Annotated in this window: 17 protein-coding genes; 7 read left to right on the top strand and 10 right to left on the bottom strand. The window is 66.9% G+C overall.

The window, feature by feature from the left end:
• Window positions 1-7: 7 nt before the first annotated feature.
• The 6 genes from PFY01_RS01270 to PFY01_RS01245 form a co-directional block, all read right to left on the bottom strand.
• Window positions 8-580, bottom strand: a complete 573-nt coding sequence (locus PFY01_RS01270; protein WP_026108394.1) for a CC0125/CC1285 family lipoprotein — start codon at window positions 578-580, stop codon at window positions 8-10.
• Between the two features lie 99 nt (window positions 581-679).
• Complete coding sequence (locus PFY01_RS01265; protein ID WP_271042111.1) at window positions 680-1,312, bottom strand: LysE family translocator; 633 nt, start codon at window positions 1,310-1,312, stop codon at window positions 680-682.
• A gap of 195 nt (window positions 1,313-1,507) precedes the next feature.
• Window positions 1,508-2,107: a hypothetical protein gene (locus PFY01_RS01260; RefSeq protein WP_271042110.1), complete on the bottom strand. Its 600-nt coding sequence runs from the start codon at window positions 2,105-2,107 to the stop codon at window positions 1,508-1,510.
• A gap of 80 nt (window positions 2,108-2,187) precedes the next feature.
• Window positions 2,188-2,646 carry a translation initiation factor IF-2 gene (locus PFY01_RS01255; protein WP_271042109.1) on the bottom strand — a complete coding sequence of 153 codons (459 nt, stop codon included), beginning with the start codon at window positions 2,644-2,646 and terminating at the stop codon, window positions 2,188-2,190.
• A 79-nt stretch (window positions 2,647-2,725) separates the two neighbouring features.
• On the bottom strand, window positions 2,726-3,499 hold the full coding sequence (locus PFY01_RS01250; protein ID WP_271042108.1) for a metallophosphoesterase family protein: 774 nt from the start codon (window positions 3,497-3,499) through the stop codon (window positions 2,726-2,728).
• A 13-nt stretch (window positions 3,500-3,512) separates the two neighbouring features.
• Window positions 3,513-4,301 (bottom strand): nucleotidyltransferase family protein, encoded by a 789-nt coding sequence (locus tag PFY01_RS01245; protein ID WP_135194406.1) that lies wholly within the window; start codon window positions 4,299-4,301, stop codon window positions 3,513-3,515.
• A gap of 117 nt (window positions 4,302-4,418) precedes the next feature.
• Here PFY01_RS01245 and PFY01_RS01240 point away from each other — a divergent pair, with 117 nt between their 5' ends.
• Complete coding sequence (locus PFY01_RS01240) at window positions 4,419-6,557, top strand: response regulator (RefSeq protein ID WP_271042107.1); 2,139 nt, start codon at window positions 4,419-4,421, stop codon at window positions 6,555-6,557.
• Between the two features lie 173 nt (window positions 6,558-6,730).
• A complete protein-coding gene (locus tag PFY01_RS01235; RefSeq protein WP_153923976.1) occupies window positions 6,731-7,780 on the top strand; it encodes a ribonucleotide-diphosphate reductase subunit beta in 1,050 nt (349 codons plus the stop codon).
• 55 nt (window positions 7,781-7,835) lie between these two features.
• On the opposite strand, the gene PFY01_RS01230 is transcribed toward PFY01_RS01235, so the two are convergent.
• A complete protein-coding gene (locus tag PFY01_RS01230; protein ID WP_271042106.1) occupies window positions 7,836-8,330 on the bottom strand; it encodes a hypothetical protein in 495 nt (164 codons plus the stop codon).
• Window positions 8,331-8,475: 145 nt separating this feature from the next.
• Here PFY01_RS01230 and PFY01_RS01225 point away from each other — a divergent pair, with 145 nt between their 5' ends.
• Window positions 8,476-8,739 carry a hypothetical protein gene (locus PFY01_RS01225; RefSeq protein ID WP_271042105.1) on the top strand — a complete coding sequence of 88 codons (264 nt, stop codon included), beginning with the start codon at window positions 8,476-8,478 and terminating at the stop codon, window positions 8,737-8,739.
• A 6-nt stretch (window positions 8,740-8,745) separates the two neighbouring features.
• Here PFY01_RS01225 and PFY01_RS01220 read toward each other — a convergent pair whose 3' ends face one another.
• Together PFY01_RS01220 and PFY01_RS01215 are read right to left on the bottom strand one after the other, a co-directional pair.
• Window positions 8,746-10,218: a sensor histidine kinase gene (locus PFY01_RS01220; RefSeq protein WP_271042104.1), complete on the bottom strand. Its 1,473-nt coding sequence runs from the start codon at window positions 10,216-10,218 to the stop codon at window positions 8,746-8,748.
• Window positions 10,215-10,964, bottom strand: coding sequence for a TVP38/TMEM64 family protein (locus PFY01_RS01215; protein ID WP_271042103.1), 750 nt, complete (start codon window positions 10,962-10,964; stop codon window positions 10,215-10,217). The genes PFY01_RS01220 and PFY01_RS01215 overlap by 4 nt, the downstream gene beginning before the upstream one ends.
• Window positions 10,965-11,090: 126 nt before the next feature.
• Here PFY01_RS01215 and rpmH point away from each other — a divergent pair, with 126 nt between their 5' ends.
• The 4 genes from rpmH to yihA are packed head-to-tail and all read left to right on the top strand — an operon-like array spanning window position 11,091 to window position 14,103.
• On the top strand, window positions 11,091-11,225 hold the full coding sequence (gene rpmH / locus PFY01_RS01210) for a 50S ribosomal protein L34 (protein ID WP_003164000.1): 135 nt from the start codon (window positions 11,091-11,093) through the stop codon (window positions 11,223-11,225).
• Between the two features lie 30 nt (window positions 11,226-11,255).
• Entirely contained in the window at window positions 11,256-11,660 is a 405-nt protein-coding gene (gene rnpA, locus PFY01_RS01205; RefSeq protein WP_137720379.1) for a ribonuclease P protein component, read from the top strand.
• Window positions 11,657-13,453 carry a membrane protein insertase YidC gene (yidC, locus tag PFY01_RS01200; RefSeq protein WP_271042102.1) on the top strand — a complete coding sequence of 599 codons (1,797 nt, stop codon included), beginning with the start codon at window positions 11,657-11,659 and terminating at the stop codon, window positions 13,451-13,453. Before rnpA ends, yidC begins: the two co-directional genes overlap by 4 nt.
• Window positions 13,450-14,103: a ribosome biogenesis GTP-binding protein YihA/YsxC gene (yihA, locus tag PFY01_RS01195; RefSeq protein ID WP_055754638.1), complete on the top strand. Its 654-nt coding sequence runs from the start codon at window positions 13,450-13,452 to the stop codon at window positions 14,101-14,103. Before yidC ends, yihA begins: the two co-directional genes overlap by 4 nt.
• Window positions 14,104-14,199: 96 nt before the next feature.
• Here the strand turns inward: yihA and PFY01_RS01190 are convergent, their stop codons facing one another.
• Window positions 14,200-17,064, bottom strand: coding sequence for a M16 family metallopeptidase (locus tag PFY01_RS01190; protein WP_271042101.1), 2,865 nt, complete (start codon window positions 17,062-17,064; stop codon window positions 14,200-14,202).
• Window positions 17,065-17,178 lie beyond the last annotated feature (114 nt).

The raw sequence follows: 17,178 nt of genomic DNA, 5'->3' as shown, positions 1-17,178 counted from the left end.
TTTATCATCAGGCCGCCGGGCGGGTGACCTGCGGACCCAGGTTCTGGATCACCTCGCGGGCGTCGAAGGCGTTGGGGTCGTTGGCGGGTTTGGGGCCGCGACCCAGGACGATCTCGGCATTGGCCTCGAATCGATCGACCTGACGGACGTCGAAGTCGTTGACGCCCCACGGGCCGTAACGGTCCCACGGGCTCCAGAAGCCGCTGCGGTAGTAGCGCCATGACGGACCCCAATAGGGGCTGTAGAAGCGGTTATAGCCCGAATAGAACGGATCGGGCGTACCCACGAAGCGGGTGTCGCGGTCGGTGGCGCGATTGACGGTGGAGAACCAGTCGTAACCACTCTCGACGGTCAGTTCGGCCGAACGCAGCAGCAGCGACTGCTCGACCTGTTCGCGCGAGGTCAGCGAATTGCCCGAGAAGCTGACCCGGAAACGATTGTTCTCCAGGCGCTGCTCGGCATAGCCGCCACGCTGGCCGTTGAAGCCTGCGGGTTGATAAGGGGTGGCGGTGGCGCAGGCCGCCAGAGCCAGACCGGCGGCGACGGTCACCGCCAGGGTCTTCAGGGGGAGGGTTTTCATGACATCAAACTCCTTGATCGCCCATTCGGGCGCTCTGACGGCTGAACGGAGCATGAACGAAGGCGTTCCCGACCACTGTATGACGAAGCGTCGCGGCGTCTAGAGCCTCATTACGATCAGCACGGCGGCGACCATCAGCAGCAGGCCGACGAAGACGCCGAAGCCCTTTCGAAAGCGCGGTTGCTGCATGCGTCGCGACAAGGCGGCGCCGGACAGGGCATAGGTGCTCATCGACACCATATCCATGCCGATGGCCGCCATGGCGAACATCGCCATCTGCGGCGCGACCGGGCGGTTCACGTCGATGAAGGGCGGCAGGACGGCGGTGAAGAACAGGATAGCCTTGGGGTTTGCGATCTGGACGGCGAACCCGTCGATCAGGGCGCTGCGGCCCTTCTTGACGACGACCTTGTCGGGATCGGCGGCGGTGGCGAAGGCGCCGCGCAGCGCCTTGATCCCCAGCCAGGCCACATAGAGCGCGCCCAGGACGGCGATGACCTTGAAGGCGGCGGGAAAGGCCTTGACCAGGGCGCCCAGACCCAGGGCCGCGGCACCGAACCACACCAGCGTCGCGGCGTTCATGCCCAGCACGCCGATCAGGGCCGAGGCGCGGCCCTTTTCAACGCCGGTCGCGACGGCGAACAGATTGGCTGGGCCGGGCGTGATCGCCATCACCGCCATGACGCCGAGGAAGGTCGAATAGAGGTGCGGATCGACGGGCAGGGCGGGCATGCGGCGCGATGTCGCTGCTTAGTCGGGCGCGGTCAAGGCGCTCTGTCTCCTCCCCGCGTCGCGGGGAAGTGGCGCGGCGCATCTTGCGCCGTGACGGACCGGCTCTTCAGCGCCAATACGCATCCGGGCGATTAGAAGAACCCCTCCACAGCTGCGCGGTCCCCCTCCCCATTGCATTGGGAGGAGACAAGGATGTTAGGCGGCCGGACGGGCAGGCGGCGCCGGCGGCTCGGGCGCTTCCGGGGCCTCGGGCGCTTCGACGCCCTCCTCGACGACGGCGTCGGCGGCCTGGTCCAGGGCGTATTGGGCGACCAGGCTGTAGGTTTCCATCTGCTCGGGCGTCGGATTGGTCCAGGCGCTGTTGCGGGCGATGCCTTCGGCGGTGACGACGCCCTTCTGCATCCCCTCTTCCATCGCCTGTTTGACCTCGGGGTCATTCAGCGCCTCAGCGACAATGGCGTCGACGTCGATGTCCTTCAGCGCCTGGGCGGCCATTTCGGTGGCGTGTTTCGTCGTCTCGGCGGTGAAGGCCGCGACGTCGGGCGCATAGTCCGACCACAGGGCGGCGATGCGACGGCCGCGTTCGGCCTCGCTCAGGCTCTCGTCTTCGGAAATCGCCTCGGCGCGTTCGCCAAAGGTCTCCATGCGCGCTTCGAAGGCCTCGGCGGCGGCTTCCATGCGGGCTTCGGCGGCTTCGGCGGGAACCGGAACCGGCTCTGGCGCGGGGGTCTGCGCCAGGGCCGAGGACAGGGGCGCGAGCGCCAGGGCGGCGGTCAGGCTGAGCAGGCGGATCATGGGACGGCTCCCGTTGAATGACCCGCGCAAACTCCGCCCTCAGCCGCCCCGTCTCAAGTGAAATCGCGGTAAGGCTCGGCTTACTGTGGTTGGGCCGGGGCTGCCGCGGCCGCCACAGCGGCGGCGTCGATCTTGCCTCGGACATCGGCAGGGATGCCCTTGATCTGCTGGATCGCAGGCGCGAGTTGTTCGGGCGTCGCCTGGCCGCTGCTGACGGCGAACGTCTGGACATCTTCGGCAAAGGCGTCGACCTGGGGCTGATATTTGGCTTGGATGGCGTCCAGGTCCGCCTTGGCCTTGGTCTTGTCGGCCTGGGCTGCGGCGGCCTGCATCTCACTGGCCATCGTCTCCATCACCTGGCCGAAGGCTTCCGCCTTGGCCTCGAAGGCGGCTTCCTCGGGACTGTCCGCCTCTTCGGCCGGTTCAGGCGCCGGAGCGGCCTGCGGCGCAGGCGCAGGGGCGGCGGCCTGACCGGCGGCGAAGGCGGGGGTGGTCAGGGCCAGGACGGCGACGGCCGCGGCGGAAGACAGAAGGCGCATCGGAAACTCCACGACGGGCCGCCTTGCGGCCCCGAACGAGGCTGCATCCCAGCCCCGGCCGCACCCTCCTACAGTCCGGTCAGATTTCAAAGACCCGATAAGGCTTGTCGCCCAGGGTCTTCAGCACCGGCAGGGCGACATTATAGACGGGCGTGCCCTTGGTGGTGCGTCCCTCCGGTCCGCCGCGATGGGCGTGACCGTGAACGACCAGGCGAACATTGTCATAGCGGTCGATGGTCTCGGCCAGACGCGACGAACCCAGGAAGGCGTGGATTTCGGGCGGCTCGCCCATCACCGTCTCGACCACGGGCGCATAGTGCAGCAGCACGACCGAGCGTTCGGTGCGCAGCATGCGGATCGAGTTCTCGATGAGATTGGCGTCCTCGACCGCCTCCTGAACGAAACGCTTGATCGAGGCCTCGCCGAACGAGGAAAGCATATAGCGGCCGAAGCCGCCGACGAACCCCTTGCCGCCCGCAAAGCCGACGCCCTCGATCTCATAGGCCTCGCCGGTCAGCATCTTGACCCCGGCGTCGGTCAGCATCTTGGTGACGACCTCGGGCTGGCCGCACTCGTGCTCATGATTGCCCAGCACGCCGACCATGGGGATTGTACACAGCTTCAGGTCTTCCAGCAGCCGCTCGACCTCGGGCGTCTTGCCGTAGTTGGTCAGGTCGCCGCACAGGCACAGCACGTCCGCATCGTCCGACACCCGTTCGAACAGGTCGCGATAGCTGTGCTCGGTGGCCTCGCCCACATGCAGGTCGCCGACAGCGGCGACGCGCATCTTCCTGGCGGGGCCGGGCTCCAGGCCGGGCTGGGTCGTCTGCGGGTCCGGCGCAGCATCAGTCATGACAGCTTACCTTTCAGTGGCCCAGGTTGACAGGGTCGTGGCGTTCCTCCAGCCCCTTGCCGACCACGTCGCCAAAGCCCCATTCGGCGACGTCGGCGACATAGTCGCGCGGACTGAAAAGGCGACCGCGACAGACCTTCACGCGCGGCGCCGGCAGGTCGATCTGGGCCGTCAGCCGCTCGACCAGCTCTTCCATCAGCCAGCGAGGGATGCGGTCGCGCTCGGTCGGGTAGGCGAAGCGGAAGTTCAGCAGATGGGCCGCCAGCACCTCCCAATAGAGGTCCATCTGGTCCAGCAGGCTCTTCCAGTCGATGGCGTCCGACTGTTTCAGGATGACGTGGTTCACGTCGGCCCCGTCATAGCGATAGCGGTCCTGGATGAAGACCTTTGACAGGATCAGGGCCGTGGGCGGGGTGATCTGGACCTGATGGCCATAGACGGTGATCCGGTCCTCGCTGAACCAGCTGTCGGACACCGCGATGGTGCCGTTGGACATGGCGAAGATGACGTCGAAGAAGTGTTTCTCGTCCTTCCAGACCTTGGCGATCCAGCGCTCGTCCTCGACGTCGGTGCGGTAGCCGTGCTTCTGGAAGAAGGCCAGGATGCGGGGATAGTCGCCGGGCTTGCAGAAGACATCCAGATCCTTGGTCGGACGGCGGATGCCGGTGTAGGCCGTGACCGCATAGGTGCCCGACAGCAGGAAGGGGATGCCGCTCTCCTTGAGCAGGCGCAGGCTCTCTTCATAGAAGGCCAGGGCGTCCGCCGGCGGCTCGAAGGTCGGTTCGGCGATCACGTCTGACATTGGGTGGGGCCCTTTGCTGGCAAGGGCGAGTAAACGGCGACGCTGAACGGGGGTTCCGCAATCCTACCTAGGTGGGCCGCTACGGGATCCTTAACCCCTGCGTGTCACCGTTACGTCATGGGACTGAAGTGGGTGAACGCAGAAGGCGGGCGCTGGCGGTTTTTCCGTCACGAGGCCGGCCGCGCGGCTGGACCGTCGCCCTACGCCTATGTGGCCTTGTTCGCCCTGTGCCTGTCGGTCGCCCAGTGGAGCATGCATGCCTTCGGCGCCACGGTTCTGTGGCCGGCCAATGCGGTGCTTCTGGCCGCCGTCCTTCAGCTTCATCGTCGCCAGGCCATCGGCGTCATGCTCGCCTGCGCCGCGATCAACCTCGCCAGCAACATCGTGCGCGGCGACCCCGGCGTGATGATGTTCACCAATGTCGCCCTGAACCTGACCCAGGTTTGCATCGCCGCCGTGCTGGCGCGCCGTTTTTGCGGGGCCGCGCTGGATATGCGCCGGCCTTGGCGTCTGTTCCGTTTCGCCGTCTTCGCCGCCGTACCGGCGGTTTTGATCAGCACCCTGCTGGCGGGCGCGGTCGCGGTGCTGATGAGCTGGAAGGTGCCGGGCACGCTGGCGTTCCGGATGCACCACCTGTTCGACATGGAGCTGCTGGCGATGATGATCGTCACGCCGTCCCTGTTGCTGCTGGCGCGCAATCACCGTTTCAGGGACGACGCCCAGGCCACGATGACGGAGGCGGCCGCCCTGCTGGTTCTCGTCTGCGGCGTCACTCTCTGGGTCTTCACCCAGTCGTCCGCGCCGGTGATGTTCGCGGTGTTTCCGCCGCTGATCCTTCTGGCCTTCCGGCTCGGTCCGCCGACCACCGCCTGCGGGGTGGTGCTGGTCGCGGCCATCGGCGGCGCCGCCACGCTGGCCGGGCATGGGCCGGTTGTGTTGACCCGCCTGCCGCCCGATCCGGTTCTCGCCGCCCTGCCTGAGGTGATGCGCCAGATGAACGTGTTTCATCTGTTCCTGCTTTGCGTCGTCGGGTCGGTCCTGCCCATCACCACCCTGTCGACCGAGCGTCGGCGTCTGACGGCGCGTCTGAGGGCGCGCACGGCGGCGGCGCTGGACGCCCTGGCCCGGGCCAGGCGCGCCGATGAGGCGAAGTCGCGCTTCCTGGCCTTGATGAGCCACGAAATGCGCACGCCCCTGACCGGGGTCACCGGCTATGCCGACCTGTTGTCGCGCTCCACCAGTCTGGACGCCGAGGGCCATCGGCAGGTCAATGCGGTGCGCCAGTGCGGCGAATCCATGCTGCGTCTGGTCGAGGACTTGCTGGAGATTTCGCGCGGAGGCGACGAGGTCGTGCTGAAGCCCGCCGATCTGCGCGCCTTGATCCAGGACGCCGTGGCGCCGGCGCGCGAGTGGGCCGAGGTCCGCGGCCTGACGTTCGACCTGCACATTGCGCCGGAGGCCGAGGGCTGGGTGCTGACCGACATGCGGCGGCTTCGCCAGATTCTGCATCATCTGACTCTGAACGCCTCGAAATTCACCTCGCACGGGGGCGTGGGCGTCATGGTCGATCGGACCGATGACCGGCTGCGGATCGCCGTGTCGGACACCGGCTGCGGCATGGATGCCGAGACCCTGGCCGGCGTGTTCCGCCTGTTCGAACAGGCGGACGCCTCCACCAGCCGCGCGCATGAGGGGGCGGGCGTCGGTCTGGCCCTGGCCAAGAGCCACGCCGAGAGGCTGAACGGAACGATCGCCGTCGAAAGCGTGCAGTGGCAGGGCTCGACCTTCACCCTGGAGATCGAGGCGCCGATCGTGGTTCCGGTAGAGACGGAGAGCGCCGCGCCGCTGGACAGCCGTCGCATGAAGGTTCTGATCGTCGACGACCACCCGGCCAATCGGGATCTGCTGCGCATTATGCTGCAGGCCGCGGACTGCGACACCGCCGAGGCCTGCGACGGGCGCGAGGCGGTGAACGCCGCCTCGGCCGAAGCTTTCGACCTGATCCTGATGGATGTGCGCATGCCGGTGATGGATGGCTTAGCCGCCACTCGCGCGATCCGCGCCCTGGCCGATCCCGCCAGCCGGACGCCGATCCTGGCGGTTACCGCCGAGGCCATGCCCGAAGACGCCGCACGGTGCCTGTCCGCCGGCATGGACGGTCATCTGGCCAAACCGGTGACCCAGGCCAAGCTTTATGCCGCCATCGACGAGACGCTGAGCGCCGCTGCGTCGCGACTGGACGCTCATGCCGCCTGAGCCGTCGGGCGCGGCTTCATCCCCAGGCCCGTCCCCAGGAATGTGCGGCACGGACACAACATCTAGCGGTCGAGATAAATTGTGATCGCAACATAGACCTATTTTGACTTGGCGCCGACGCCTTCAAATCGCATGGTGAATGCGTCTTTAGAATCGCCCTCAGGTCCAGTTCGATGAACGCCATCACTCCGATCATCCTCCCCGAGCGCGCCGGTCTTCTGACCCCGTCGGCCGCCTACAAGCCGTTCCGCTATCCGTGGGCGTTCGACATGTGGAAAAAGCAGCAGCAGGTCCACTGGATGCCCGAAGAGGTGCCGCTGGGCGAGGACGTCAAGGACTGGGCCTCGACCCTGAATGACAACGAACGCAATCTGCTGACCCAGATCTTCCGCTTCTTCACCCAGGCGGACATCGAGGTTCAGGACAACTACATGGAACGCTACGGTCGGGTCTTCAAACCGACCGAGGTGAAGATGATGCTGGCCGCCTTCGGCAATATGGAGACGATCCATATCGCGGCCTACGCCCTGCTGCTCGAGACGATCGGCATGCCCGAGAGCGAGTTTGGCGCCTTCATGGAATACGAGGCCATGCGGGACAAGCACGACTACATGGGCCAGTTCGGGGTCGATTCAGACGCCGACATCTGCCGGACCCTGGCCATGTTCGGCGGCTTCTCGGAAGGCGTTCAGCTGTTCGCGTCCTTCGCCATGCTGATGAACTTCCCGCGCCAGAACAAGATGAAGGGCATGGGCCAGATCGTGTCCTGGTCGGTGCGCGACGAGAGCCTGCACTGCGAAGGCATCATCAAGCTGTACCACGCCTTCAACAAAGAGACGGGCGCCGTCACCAAGTCGGTCGCGGACGACATCGTCGACTGCTGCAAGACGGTGGTGAATATGGAGGACAAGTTCATCGACCTGGCCTTCGAGATGGGCTCGGTCCAGGGCATGACGCCGGACGACATCAAACAATACATCCGCTTCATCGCCGACTGGCGCCTGCGTCAGCTGAAGCTGCCGGAAGTCTATGGGGTGACGGAAAACCCGCTGCCCTGGCTGCAGTCGCTGCTCAGCGGCGTCGAACACGCCAATTTCTTCGAGGCCCGCGCCACCGAATATTCCAAGGCGGCGACGCAAGGAAACTGGCACGGCGCCGACGGCGTCTGGACCGAGTTCGACCGCATGATGGCGCGCCGCGACATGAGCCTGGTCGCGGGCTGAGCCTTTTGCCTAGTCTCGCGGGCGGCGTTCGCTCGCCGTCGCGAAGCTGGACTGCTTATTGCGCCGACGCGACCCAGGCGGGGCGCGCCGTGCAGGCCTGACGGAAGCCCGTGCGGCACAGTCGCACCTGTTCCTGCCAGGCGGCGTAGTCGCGGTCGTATTTCTCCTGCGCCAGCCGCGCGGTCTCGGCGGCGGCGCGCGCCTGTTCCTCGGCCTGACTGACCTCGATCTGGTGACGGGCCAGGGCGGCGTCGTAGTCCAGCCGGTTAGCGGCGTCGGTCTTGTCGGCCAGGGCGTTCTGGGCGGCGATCTCGTCGTTCAGAGCGCGGGTGGTGCGCAGTTCCTCTTCGGTCTGCTGGGCGTCGCTGGCCCGGTGATAGGCCTCGCCCCGCGCCTTCAGCAGGGCGTCGCGGCTGGCGGGATCGGCCGGATCGGGCAGGGCGCGCTGATCGCGATAGGGGTCGGCGGTCGCCGGCGCCGTCGTCGTCTGGGCGGCGACAGGCGCAGTCAGGGCGGCGACCAGCAGGGCGGCGGCGGTGCGAACGATCATGACTGTCTCTCCCGAGGCCGTGGCGTTACCCGCAGCTTGGCTATTGTGATGCTGCTCACAACGCCGCAGCGATGAAAAGGTGGCGAAAGGCTCGGCTTCGCGTCATGGTCGATCTCTCCCGACCGCAGCCTATCAGAGAAGACCGATGATCCTCAGCACCTCGTCCGGCGACTTCCCCATTCCTGCGGATGTCGCGCGCCAGTTGCCGAACGTGCCGGCCCTGCCCGACACGACCGCCGCGGATGCCCGGCTCCAGATCGAGGACTTCCGCCATTGGGTGGACGCCTCGCCCGAGCACGCCATCGACTATGAGCGGCTGCGGCGCTGGCATCTGGTTCAGGAGGAACTCGCGGCTCAAGCCAAGGCGGAAAACCGGCCCTTCGTCGTGTCGGACGACGGTCTGGAATAGGGCGGTTCAGCCCGGCAGGCGCAGCTCGAACACGGCGCCTGTTCCGTCGGTCTCGACCAGCCGCAGGTCGCCGCCGTGAAGGGCGGCCAGTTCGCGCGAGATGGTCAGGCCCAGGCCCGAGCCGTCCGAGCTTTTTGAGCTGACAAAGGGTTCGAACAGGCGTTCGGCCAGACGCGGCGGAATGCCGGGGCCGTCGTCGGCGATGCGCACGACGCAGAAGCCGTCCTGACCGAAGGCGCTGACGGTGATGGCGCCCTTGCCGCGCCGCTCGGGCGGACGCGTGGGATCGGCCTCGATGGCCTGACGGGCGTTTCGCATCAGATTGACCAGGATGCGATACAGCTGATCCGGGTCGGCCTCGACGGCGAACCGGGGCGGCAGCTGTTTGACCAGGCGCACGCCGTCGGGGTCCAGTCCGGCGTCCTCGGCCGCCAGGGTCAGAGCCTTGGTCAGGACGACGCGGGTCTTCTGGGGGGCGGGCTCCTCGCTCTTTCCGTACTCGAGAACATTGCGCGACAGGCCGGCGGCGCGGCTGAGCGCGCGCTCCAGCCGGGGCAGGGCCTTGGCCACCTGGGGGTCGGCGGAGGTCGCCAGCCGCTCGGACGCCATCTGGGCCGAGGTCAGCATGTTGCGCAGGTCGTGGTTGATCTTGGCCACCGCCTCGCCCAGCGCGACCAGACGGGCGCGAGAGCGCAGGGAATGGCGCACCTCCTCCTGCATCCGGCTGAGTTCGCGCTCGACGCGGCCGATCTCGTCGTGGCGATCGGACGGCGCCTCGGCCTCGCTCTCGGGATCGGCGGCGAACCGCTCCATCGAGCGGGTGACGCGACGAAGCGGCCGCAGCACCAGCAGGGCCAGACCGCCATACAGCAGCGCGCCCGCCGTCACCGACACCAGCAGGGACACCAAAAGGCTGTTCAGCAGGAAGGCGCGCAGTTCCTGCTTCAACGGCTGGGCGGGGGTGACGATCTCGATGAAGTCGCCGGAACGATAGCGCGGCTTGGCCTGAACCCGCAGCGAGCGGTCCGGATGGCCGAACAGGGTGCGCCACGGGTCGGTCAGGCGCGACCAGCTGTCCTGACGTCTCAGGTCGATCAGTTCGGGCGCGCGGGGCAGGTTGGGGGCCTGAAGCAGCAGGCGGCGCACGCCTTGCTCCGTCAGGGCGACCGCCTGAACCCCGCCGATCCGCATCAGCTCGGCGGCCGTGTCGTCCTCGACCGCGCTATAGGGCAGGGCTTCGACCCCGACCGAGGCCAGTTCGGCGGCCTGGAGCCGGTCGCGCAGCCAGCGTTCATGGAAGGCCGCGAGATTCGGTCCCAGGATCAGGGCCTCGACCGCCAGGGTGAAGGCGACGGTCAGCAGCAGCAGCCGCGCCGACAGGCCGTCGGGCGCGCGGGGCGTCAGGCGCTCGCGCCAGAGATTGGCCTGGTCCGGCGTCAGGTTCAGCCGCGCCGCGATCCGGTCGAACAGGGCGCTCATGCCGCCGTCGCCCCGATCCGGCGCGCGCGGATCATCTGGAACAGCTTGATGCCGATGGGCAGCAGCAGGGACAGGAAGACGACGCCCATCAACGGCCAGAAGAACTGTTGCAGCAGCATCGGTAGGTCCGGCCGAACGCCGGCGCGCAGCAGGCCGCCCAGCTGCGATCCGATCCAGGTGTAGATGAAGGTGGACGGCAGCAGTCCGATGAAGGTGGCGATGATGTAGGGTCTCAGCGGCACCGCCATCATCCCCGCCGTCGCGTTGACCAGGACGAAGGGCACGCTGGGGATCACGCGCAGGGTGAACAGGGTGGTGAAGGCGTTGCGGTCGATGCCCTTGGCCAGCCGATCCATGAAGCCGGCGTCGGCCTCGAACTTGGCGCGCAGCCAGGAACCGATCGAGGTGCGATAGACATAATAGATGACGACCGAACCGATGGTGGCCCCCGTCGACTGGGCCAGGGCCCCGACATAGGGGCCGAACATCATTCCGCCCAGCAGGGTCAGGAAAACGGGTCCGGGAATGGTCGAGGCGGTCGCCAGGGCATAGACGGCCATGAAGGCGACCAGCGCGATCCACCAGTTCTGTTGCGCATAGGCTTGCAGGTTCAGCCCGTGCTCACGGATCAGATCCATCGACAGATAGCGGTTCCAGCCCAGGGCGAAGAAGGCGATCACCAGGCCGGCGATGGCCGCCAACGGCGCCAGCCGCAGGGCCCATTCCTTCGCCGTTCGTTTCGCCATCCGTTTCATCGTCCCGAAATGCCGTCCGAGCGTTGACTCACGCGGACATGCGACTTATACGCCCGCCCTTCCTGCGGCGGACGCCTCTTGCCCCGTCGCCCAACCTTTTAACGTCAGGAGCCGACCGTGAAGCGGACCTATCAGCCGTCGCGACTCGTGCGCAAGCGCCGTCACGGCTTCCGCAGCCGGATGGCCACCAAGAACGGCCAGAAGATTGTTGCGCGCCGTCGCGCCAAGGGCCGCAAGCGCCTGACGGCGTAAGCGGCTTACGCGTCCGGATCTTTTGGACGCATGAGCGACCCTTTACAGATCAAGCGTCTGTTGCGGCGGCCCCAGTTCCTGGCGGCCGCCAAAGGCGTTTCCGAGGCGCGCGGCGCCGTGGTGATCCAGCGGCTGGAGCGCGGCGACGGTTCGCCGCACATCGGACTGGGCTTCACCGCCACCAAGAAGATCGGCGGGGCGGTCCAGCGCAACCGCGCCAAACGCCGTCTGCGCGAGGCCGCACGGGCCATGCTGGCCCAGCATGGCGTGCCCGGAAGCGACTATGTCTTCATCGCCCGCATGGGCACGACCGAGCGTGCGTGGGACCGTCTGCTTGACGACGTGAAATCGACGCTTACAAGGCTGGCGACACCTAAGGCCAACAGGCCTTCGCACGCCCGCGCCCCCTCCGGCCAGGACCGCCAGAATCCATGAAAAACGAAAACACGCGCAACACGATCATCTTCATCGTGTGCTCGGTCCTGATCATGGGGATCTACTATTTCGCCGTGCTGCGTCCGCAGGCCGAGCGCCGCGCCGTGCAACAGCAGGCCCAGGCCGAGCAGTCGCAGACCGCTGACAACGCCGCGCGCACGGCGCTGAGCCCGCAAGGCCCGACCTTCGTCACCGACCGCAGCCAGGCGCTGAGCACCGCCGCGCGTGTGCCGATCCAGTCCGGCACGCTGAAGGGTTCGCTGTCGCTTCAGGGCGGCCGGATCGACGACCTGTTCCTGACCGACTACCGCGAGGTTCAGGACAAACCCCAGCCGGTGGAGCTGTTCCGCCCGCAGGGCATGCAGAACGCCTATTTCGCCCAGTTCGGCTGGACCGGCCCCAATGTCGCCGGCGGCGTGCCCGGACCCAATACCGTCTGGCGCCTGACCAATGGTTCGACCCTGACGCCGACGACGCCGGTCACCCTGACGTGGGACAACGGCCAGGGCCTGCGCTTCACGCGCGTGATCTCGGTCGACGACAAATACGTCTTCTCGGTGCAGGACACGGTCCAGAACCTGGGCACGCAGGCGATTACCATCGCCCCCTACGGCAGCGTCCAGCGCCAGGGCGTGCCGCCCTCAGCCGGCTCGTCGCACATCGTCCACGAGGGCGCGATCGGCACCTTCGGCAAGCCGGGCGACTACCGGACCGAACAGAAGAAATACAAGGACTGGCTGAAGGAGCCGCGGATCGAGAACGCCTCGACCGGCGGCTGGCTGGGCATCACCGACAAATACTGGCTGGCGGCCCTGCTGCCGCAGCAGAACGAGGCGGTCGAAACCGAATTCCGCGTCCGCGACCTGAACGGCGCCCAGCAGCTGGAAGCCAATGTCCTGGGCACGACCCGCACCATCCAGCCCGGCGCGACCGCGACCGAGACCCAACGCCTGTTCGCCGGGGTCAAGCGCGCCGAGGTGCTGAAATCCTATGAGCAGAGCCTGAACCTGCCCCGCTTCGTCTATGCGATCGACTGGGGGATGTTCTGGTTCCTGACGCGTCCGATCTTTTGGATCCTGGAGAACGTCTATGGCCTGGTCGGCAGCTTCGGCGTCGCCATTCTGGCCCTGACCGTCATCGTGAAGCTGGTGATGTTCCCGCTGGCCAACAACGCCTACGCCTCGATGTCCAAGATGCGGAACCTCCAGCCCAAGATGGAGGAGATCAAGAAGAAGTTCAAAGACGACCCGCAGAAGCAGCAGCAGGAGACGATGGCCCTGTATCAGCGCGAGAAGATCAATCCGGTCGCCGGATGCCTTCCGCTGGTGCTGCAGATCCCGGTCTTCTACGCCCTGTACAAGGTGCTGACCGTAACCATCGAAATGCGTCACCAGCCGTTCCTGGGCTTCATCCATGACCTGTCGGCGCGCGACCCGTCGTCGATCTGGAACCTGTTCGGCCTGATCCCGTGGGATCCGGCGATGGCGCCGCTGATCGGCGGCCTGTTGGCCGGCCCGCTGCACCTGGGTCTGCTGGCGATCGCCTATGGCCTGACGATGTGGCTGCAAACGGCGATGAACCCGCCGGCGGCCGATCCCGTCCAGCGCCAGATCTTCCAGTTCATGCCGCTGCTGTTTACCTTCATCATGGCGCCGTTCGCAGCGGGCCTGCTGATCTACTGGGCCTGGTCCAACATCCTGACCATCCTGCAGCAGTATGTGATCATGCATCGCTACAAGGCCGAGAACCCGATCGATACCTTCTTCGCCCGGTTCAAGAAGTCACCGGCGTGATCGACGAGACCGAGTTCACGCCCGAGGACATCGAGGCGGCGCGCATTCTGTTCGCGCGGCCTGCGACCTTCGTCATGGGCGCGGCCAAGATCGAGCAGTTGCCCGACCCCGATCTGCCCGAGATCGCCTTCGCCGGCCGCTCGAACGTGGGCAAGTCCAGCCTGATCAACGGGCTGGTGGGCATGCACAAGCTGGCCCGCGCCTCGAACGAGCCGGGCCGCACGCGCGAGGTCAACTTCTTCGACCTGGATGGCCGGATGCGTCTGGTCGATCTGCCCGGCTATGGCTGGGCCAAGGCGTCCAAGACTACGGTCAAGAAGTTCCAGGATCTGGGGCGGGACTATCTGCGCGGCCGGGTGACGCTGAAGCGGGTCTATCTGCTGATCGACAGCCGTCATGGGCTGAAGTCGGTGGATACGGAGGCGCTGGATGCGCTGGACCTGGCGGCCGTCAGCTATCAGATCGTCCTGACCAAGGCCGACAAGCTGAAGAAGGGCGAGGGCGAGGCCGTGCAGGCCGCGACCCTGAAGGCCATCTCCAAACGCCCAGCCGCCTTCCCGGTGGTGGCCCTGACCTCGTCGGAAAAGGGTCTCGGTCTGCCGGAACTGCGCGCCGAGATCATGCGCACGACGGGCGCGACGCTGGACTAGCGGCCCTCATCGTTGGGTGACACCCGAGCATGACGGCAAAAAGAAAAGGCCCGGAGATCGCTCTCCGGGCCTTCGTCGTTTTGGTCTGTCGTCGCCCTATTGGGCGGCGGGGGCCGCCGCGCGGACCTCCACGGGGATGCCCAGGGCGTCCAGTTGCGGCTTGACCACCGAGGCGTCGCCGACCACGACCCAGACGAACTTGGACGGGTCGATGGCGGCCTTGGCGGCGGCGTCCAGCTGGGCTGCGGTCAGGGCGTTGGTGCGCGCCGCGATGGTTTCCGGATAGTCGTCCGGACGGCCCAGCAGGGCGTTGGAGCGCATGGCGCCCAGGACGGCGGCCGAGGTCTCGTAGCTGCCGGCCAGACGGCGGGTGTTGCCGTTGATCGTGCGTTGCAGCTCCTCGGGCGTCACGCCCTTGCCGCCCGACAGGAAGTCGTTGAACTGCTGGTTCAGGGCTTCGATGGCCGGGCCGGTCTTGTCGGCCTGGACCGGGGCGGTGACCAGATAGGGCACGCGTCCGGCGAACGGATTGACCGAGGCGTTGACGCCGTAGGACCAGCTCTTGGTCTCACGCAGATCCGAGTTGATGCGCGACAGGAAGTCGTTGCCGAGCACATTATTCGCCGCGTTCAGCACCAACAGGTCGTCAGTGCCCGACAGGCCCAGGACCTCGCCGCCCATGATGTAGGACTGGGGCGATTGCGGACGGTCGATCAGCACGATCTTGGGCGTCGCGGCCGGGATGGGGGCCGAGAAGTCCTTGACGGCCTTGGCCGATGCGGGCGGGACCCATTGACCGAAGGCGCTGTCCAGGATCGGCGTCAGCTCGGCCAGGGGGCGGTCGGAGACGACGAACAGCTTGGCGTTGTCCGGGCGGATCCACTTGGCGTAGTCGGCGCGGATGTCGGCGTCGGTGATCGCCTTGACGCTGGTCTCGTCGCCGTTGCCGCTGAACGGACGGCCGTAGGGGCTGTTGGGCCCATACATCAGTTCCGGCAGCGCGCGGCTGGCCAGGGCGGCCGGCTGGGTGCGCTCGGCGGCGATGCGCGACAGGCGGGTGGCGCGCAGGCGCTCCAGCTCGGCCGGGGCGAAGGCAGGATTGCGCACCACCTCGGCCATCAGGTCCACCGAGGGCTTCAGGTTCGGCGTCACCGCCGACAGCTGGACCACCGAACTGTCCATCGTCGCGCCGGTGGTGATGCTGGCGCCCAGGGCTTCCTGCGCCTCTGCCAGCTGCGTGGCGTTCAGGGTGCGGGTGCCCTCGTCCATCAGGTCCAGCATCAGGGTCTGCAGACCCAGTTTGGAGCGGTCGTCGGCGGCCAGACCGGCGTCGAAGTCGAGCGCGATCTTCGTCGTCGGGGTGGCGTCGCGCTGGGCGTAGATCACCTCCATGCCGTTCGACAGGCGGGTGCGCTCGACGGCCGGGAAGTCGACGTTGGCGACCTGACCGATCTCGGGCTTGGGCATGCGCGGCTTGCGTTCGATTTCCGGCGCCGGGGTGCGGTTGGCGCCGGACGGCGCAGCGGCCGCCTCCTGATAGGCTTCGCGCTGGCCGGGCAGGGTGGTCAGCGTATAGGCCGGACGGGTCAGCCACTTCTGCATTGCCGCCTTGACCTGGGCCGGCGTGACGGCGGCGTAGGCGGCCAGCTGCTTCTTGTAGAACTCAGGATCGCCGGCATAAAGCTGGCCTTCGGCCAGCGCCGTGGCCTTGCCGCCGAAGCCGCCGACCTGTTCCAGGCCCTGGATGCGGCGCGAGGCGTATTGGGTGACGACGCGGTTGATCTCGTCCTGGGTCGGGCCGTTCGCGATCAGGCCGTTCAGGATTTCGCGCATGCGCGCCTCGACGGCGGCGGGGTCTTCGCCCGGCTTGATCGTGGCGCTCATCTCGAAGATGCCGACGCGGTGGAAGGCGCTGTTGCCGGCGCTGGCCGAGACGGCGGTCTGTTCGCCGCGCACCAGCTCATTGTCCAGGCGCGAGGAGGCCAGGCCGCCCAAGACCGAGGCGGCGACGCTGAGCGGCACCGAATCCGCGTCCAGCATGCCCGGCACGGCCCAGCTGACTTCGACCTGGGCGTTCGAGACGCGGTCGTGGGTGGTTTCGCTGAGCGGGGCGGACAGGGTCGGGACCGGGGCCTGGGCGGGATTGTTCACCGGACCCTTGGCGATCGGGCCGAAGTATTTGTCGGTCAGTTCACGCGCCTTGGCGGGGGTGATGTCGCCGGCCAGCACCAGAACGGCGTTGTTGGGGCCATAGTTGGAGGTGAACCAGTCGCGCACCGTCTGCATCGAAGCGGCGTCCAGGTCGGCCATCGAACCGATGGTCGAGTGGCGATAGGGGTGGCCTTCGGGGAACAGGGCCTCCAGCTGCTTGTACTGGTTCAGGCCATAGGGCTGGTTGTCGCCCTGACGCTTTTCGTTCTGGACGACGCCGCGTTGCAGATCGAGCGTCTCCTGGCTGATGGCGCCCAGCATGTAGCCCATGCGGTCGCTTTCCATGAACAGGGCCTGTTCCAGCGCCGGGGTCGGGACCGTCTCGAAGTAGTTGGTGCGGTCGAAATAGGTGGTCCCGTTCATGTCGGTCGCGCCCATGTTGCGCATCGGCGTGAAATAGCTGCCGGGCGCATTTTCCGAGCCGCCGAACATCAGGTGTTCGAACAGGTGGGCGAAGCCGGTCTTGCCGGCGGGCTCGTCCTTGGAGCCGACATTGTACCAGACCGAGACGGCGACGACGGGGGCCTTGTGATCCTCGTGGACCAGGACGGTCAGGCCGTTGTCGAGGGTGAACTTGGTGTAGGGGATGTCGACTTCGTTGATCAGCTGCGACACCGGCGCGGCCTGGACGGCGGGTGCTGCAGCCTGACCGGCGGCCTGGGCGGCGGGTGCAGAGGCCACGGAGGCCCAGACAGGCGTTGAAACCGCCAGAAGGGCGGCGGCGGCGACGAGAGAGCCAGTGCGGCGCATGCGATATCCTCGGGATTGCAGTTGGAGGGGACCATAACGCCGGTCTGCCGCCTGGCAACGCGACCAAGTGGAACATGACGAAAGGTTCATGTTCTCCCCGCGCGACCCGGAAAA

The sequence above is a fragment of the Brevundimonas vesicularis genome (genome assembly GCF_027886425.1).
GTDB classification, from domain to species: domain Bacteria; phylum Pseudomonadota; class Alphaproteobacteria; order Caulobacterales; family Caulobacteraceae; genus Brevundimonas; species Brevundimonas vesicularis_C.
This window is presented reverse-complemented; position numbering and strand designations above follow the sequence as displayed.

Bases quoted from the DNA above. Each gene is read 5' to 3' on its own strand.
- PFY01_RS01270 (WP_026108394.1), bottom strand. From the start codon at position 580: ATGAAAACCCTCCCCCTGAAGACCCTGGCGGTGACCGTCGCCGCCGGT.
- PFY01_RS01265 (WP_271042111.1), bottom strand. From the start codon at position 1,312: ATGCCCGCCCTGCCCGTCGATCCGCACCTCTATTCGACCTTCCTCGGC.
- PFY01_RS01260 (WP_271042110.1), bottom strand. From the start codon at position 2,107: ATGATCCGCCTGCTCAGCCTGACCGCCGCCCTGGCGCTCGCGCCCCTG.
- PFY01_RS01255 (WP_271042109.1), bottom strand. From the start codon at position 2,646: ATGCGCCTTCTGTCTTCCGCCGCGGCCGTCGCCGTCCTGGCCCTGACC.
- PFY01_RS01250 (WP_271042108.1), bottom strand. From the start codon at position 3,499: ATGACTGATGCTGCGCCGGACCCGCAGACGACCCAGCCCGGCCTGGAG.
- PFY01_RS01245 (WP_135194406.1), bottom strand. From the start codon at position 4,301: ATGTCAGACGTGATCGCCGAACCGACCTTCGAGCCGCCGGCGGACGCC.
- PFY01_RS01240 (WP_271042107.1), top strand. From the start codon at position 4,419: ATGGGACTGAAGTGGGTGAACGCAGAAGGCGGGCGCTGGCGGTTTTTC.
- PFY01_RS01235 (WP_153923976.1), top strand. From the start codon at position 6,731: ATGAACGCCATCACTCCGATCATCCTCCCCGAGCGCGCCGGTCTTCTG.
- PFY01_RS01230 (WP_271042106.1), bottom strand. From the start codon at position 8,330: ATGATCGTTCGCACCGCCGCCGCCCTGCTGGTCGCCGCCCTGACTGCG.
- PFY01_RS01225 (WP_271042105.1), top strand. From the start codon at position 8,476: ATGATCCTCAGCACCTCGTCCGGCGACTTCCCCATTCCTGCGGATGTC.
- PFY01_RS01220 (WP_271042104.1), bottom strand. From the start codon at position 10,218: ATGAGCGCCCTGTTCGACCGGATCGCGGCGCGGCTGAACCTGACGCCG.
- PFY01_RS01215 (WP_271042103.1), bottom strand. From the start codon at position 10,964: ATGGCGAAACGAACGGCGAAGGAATGGGCCCTGCGGCTGGCGCCGTTG.
- rnpA (WP_137720379.1), top strand. From the start codon at position 11,256: ATGAGCGACCCTTTACAGATCAAGCGTCTGTTGCGGCGGCCCCAGTTC.
- yidC (WP_271042102.1), top strand. From the start codon at position 11,657: ATGAAAAACGAAAACACGCGCAACACGATCATCTTCATCGTGTGCTCG.
- PFY01_RS01190 (WP_271042101.1), bottom strand. From the start codon at position 17,064: ATGCGCCGCACTGGCTCTCTCGTCGCCGCCGCCGCCCTTCTGGCGGTT.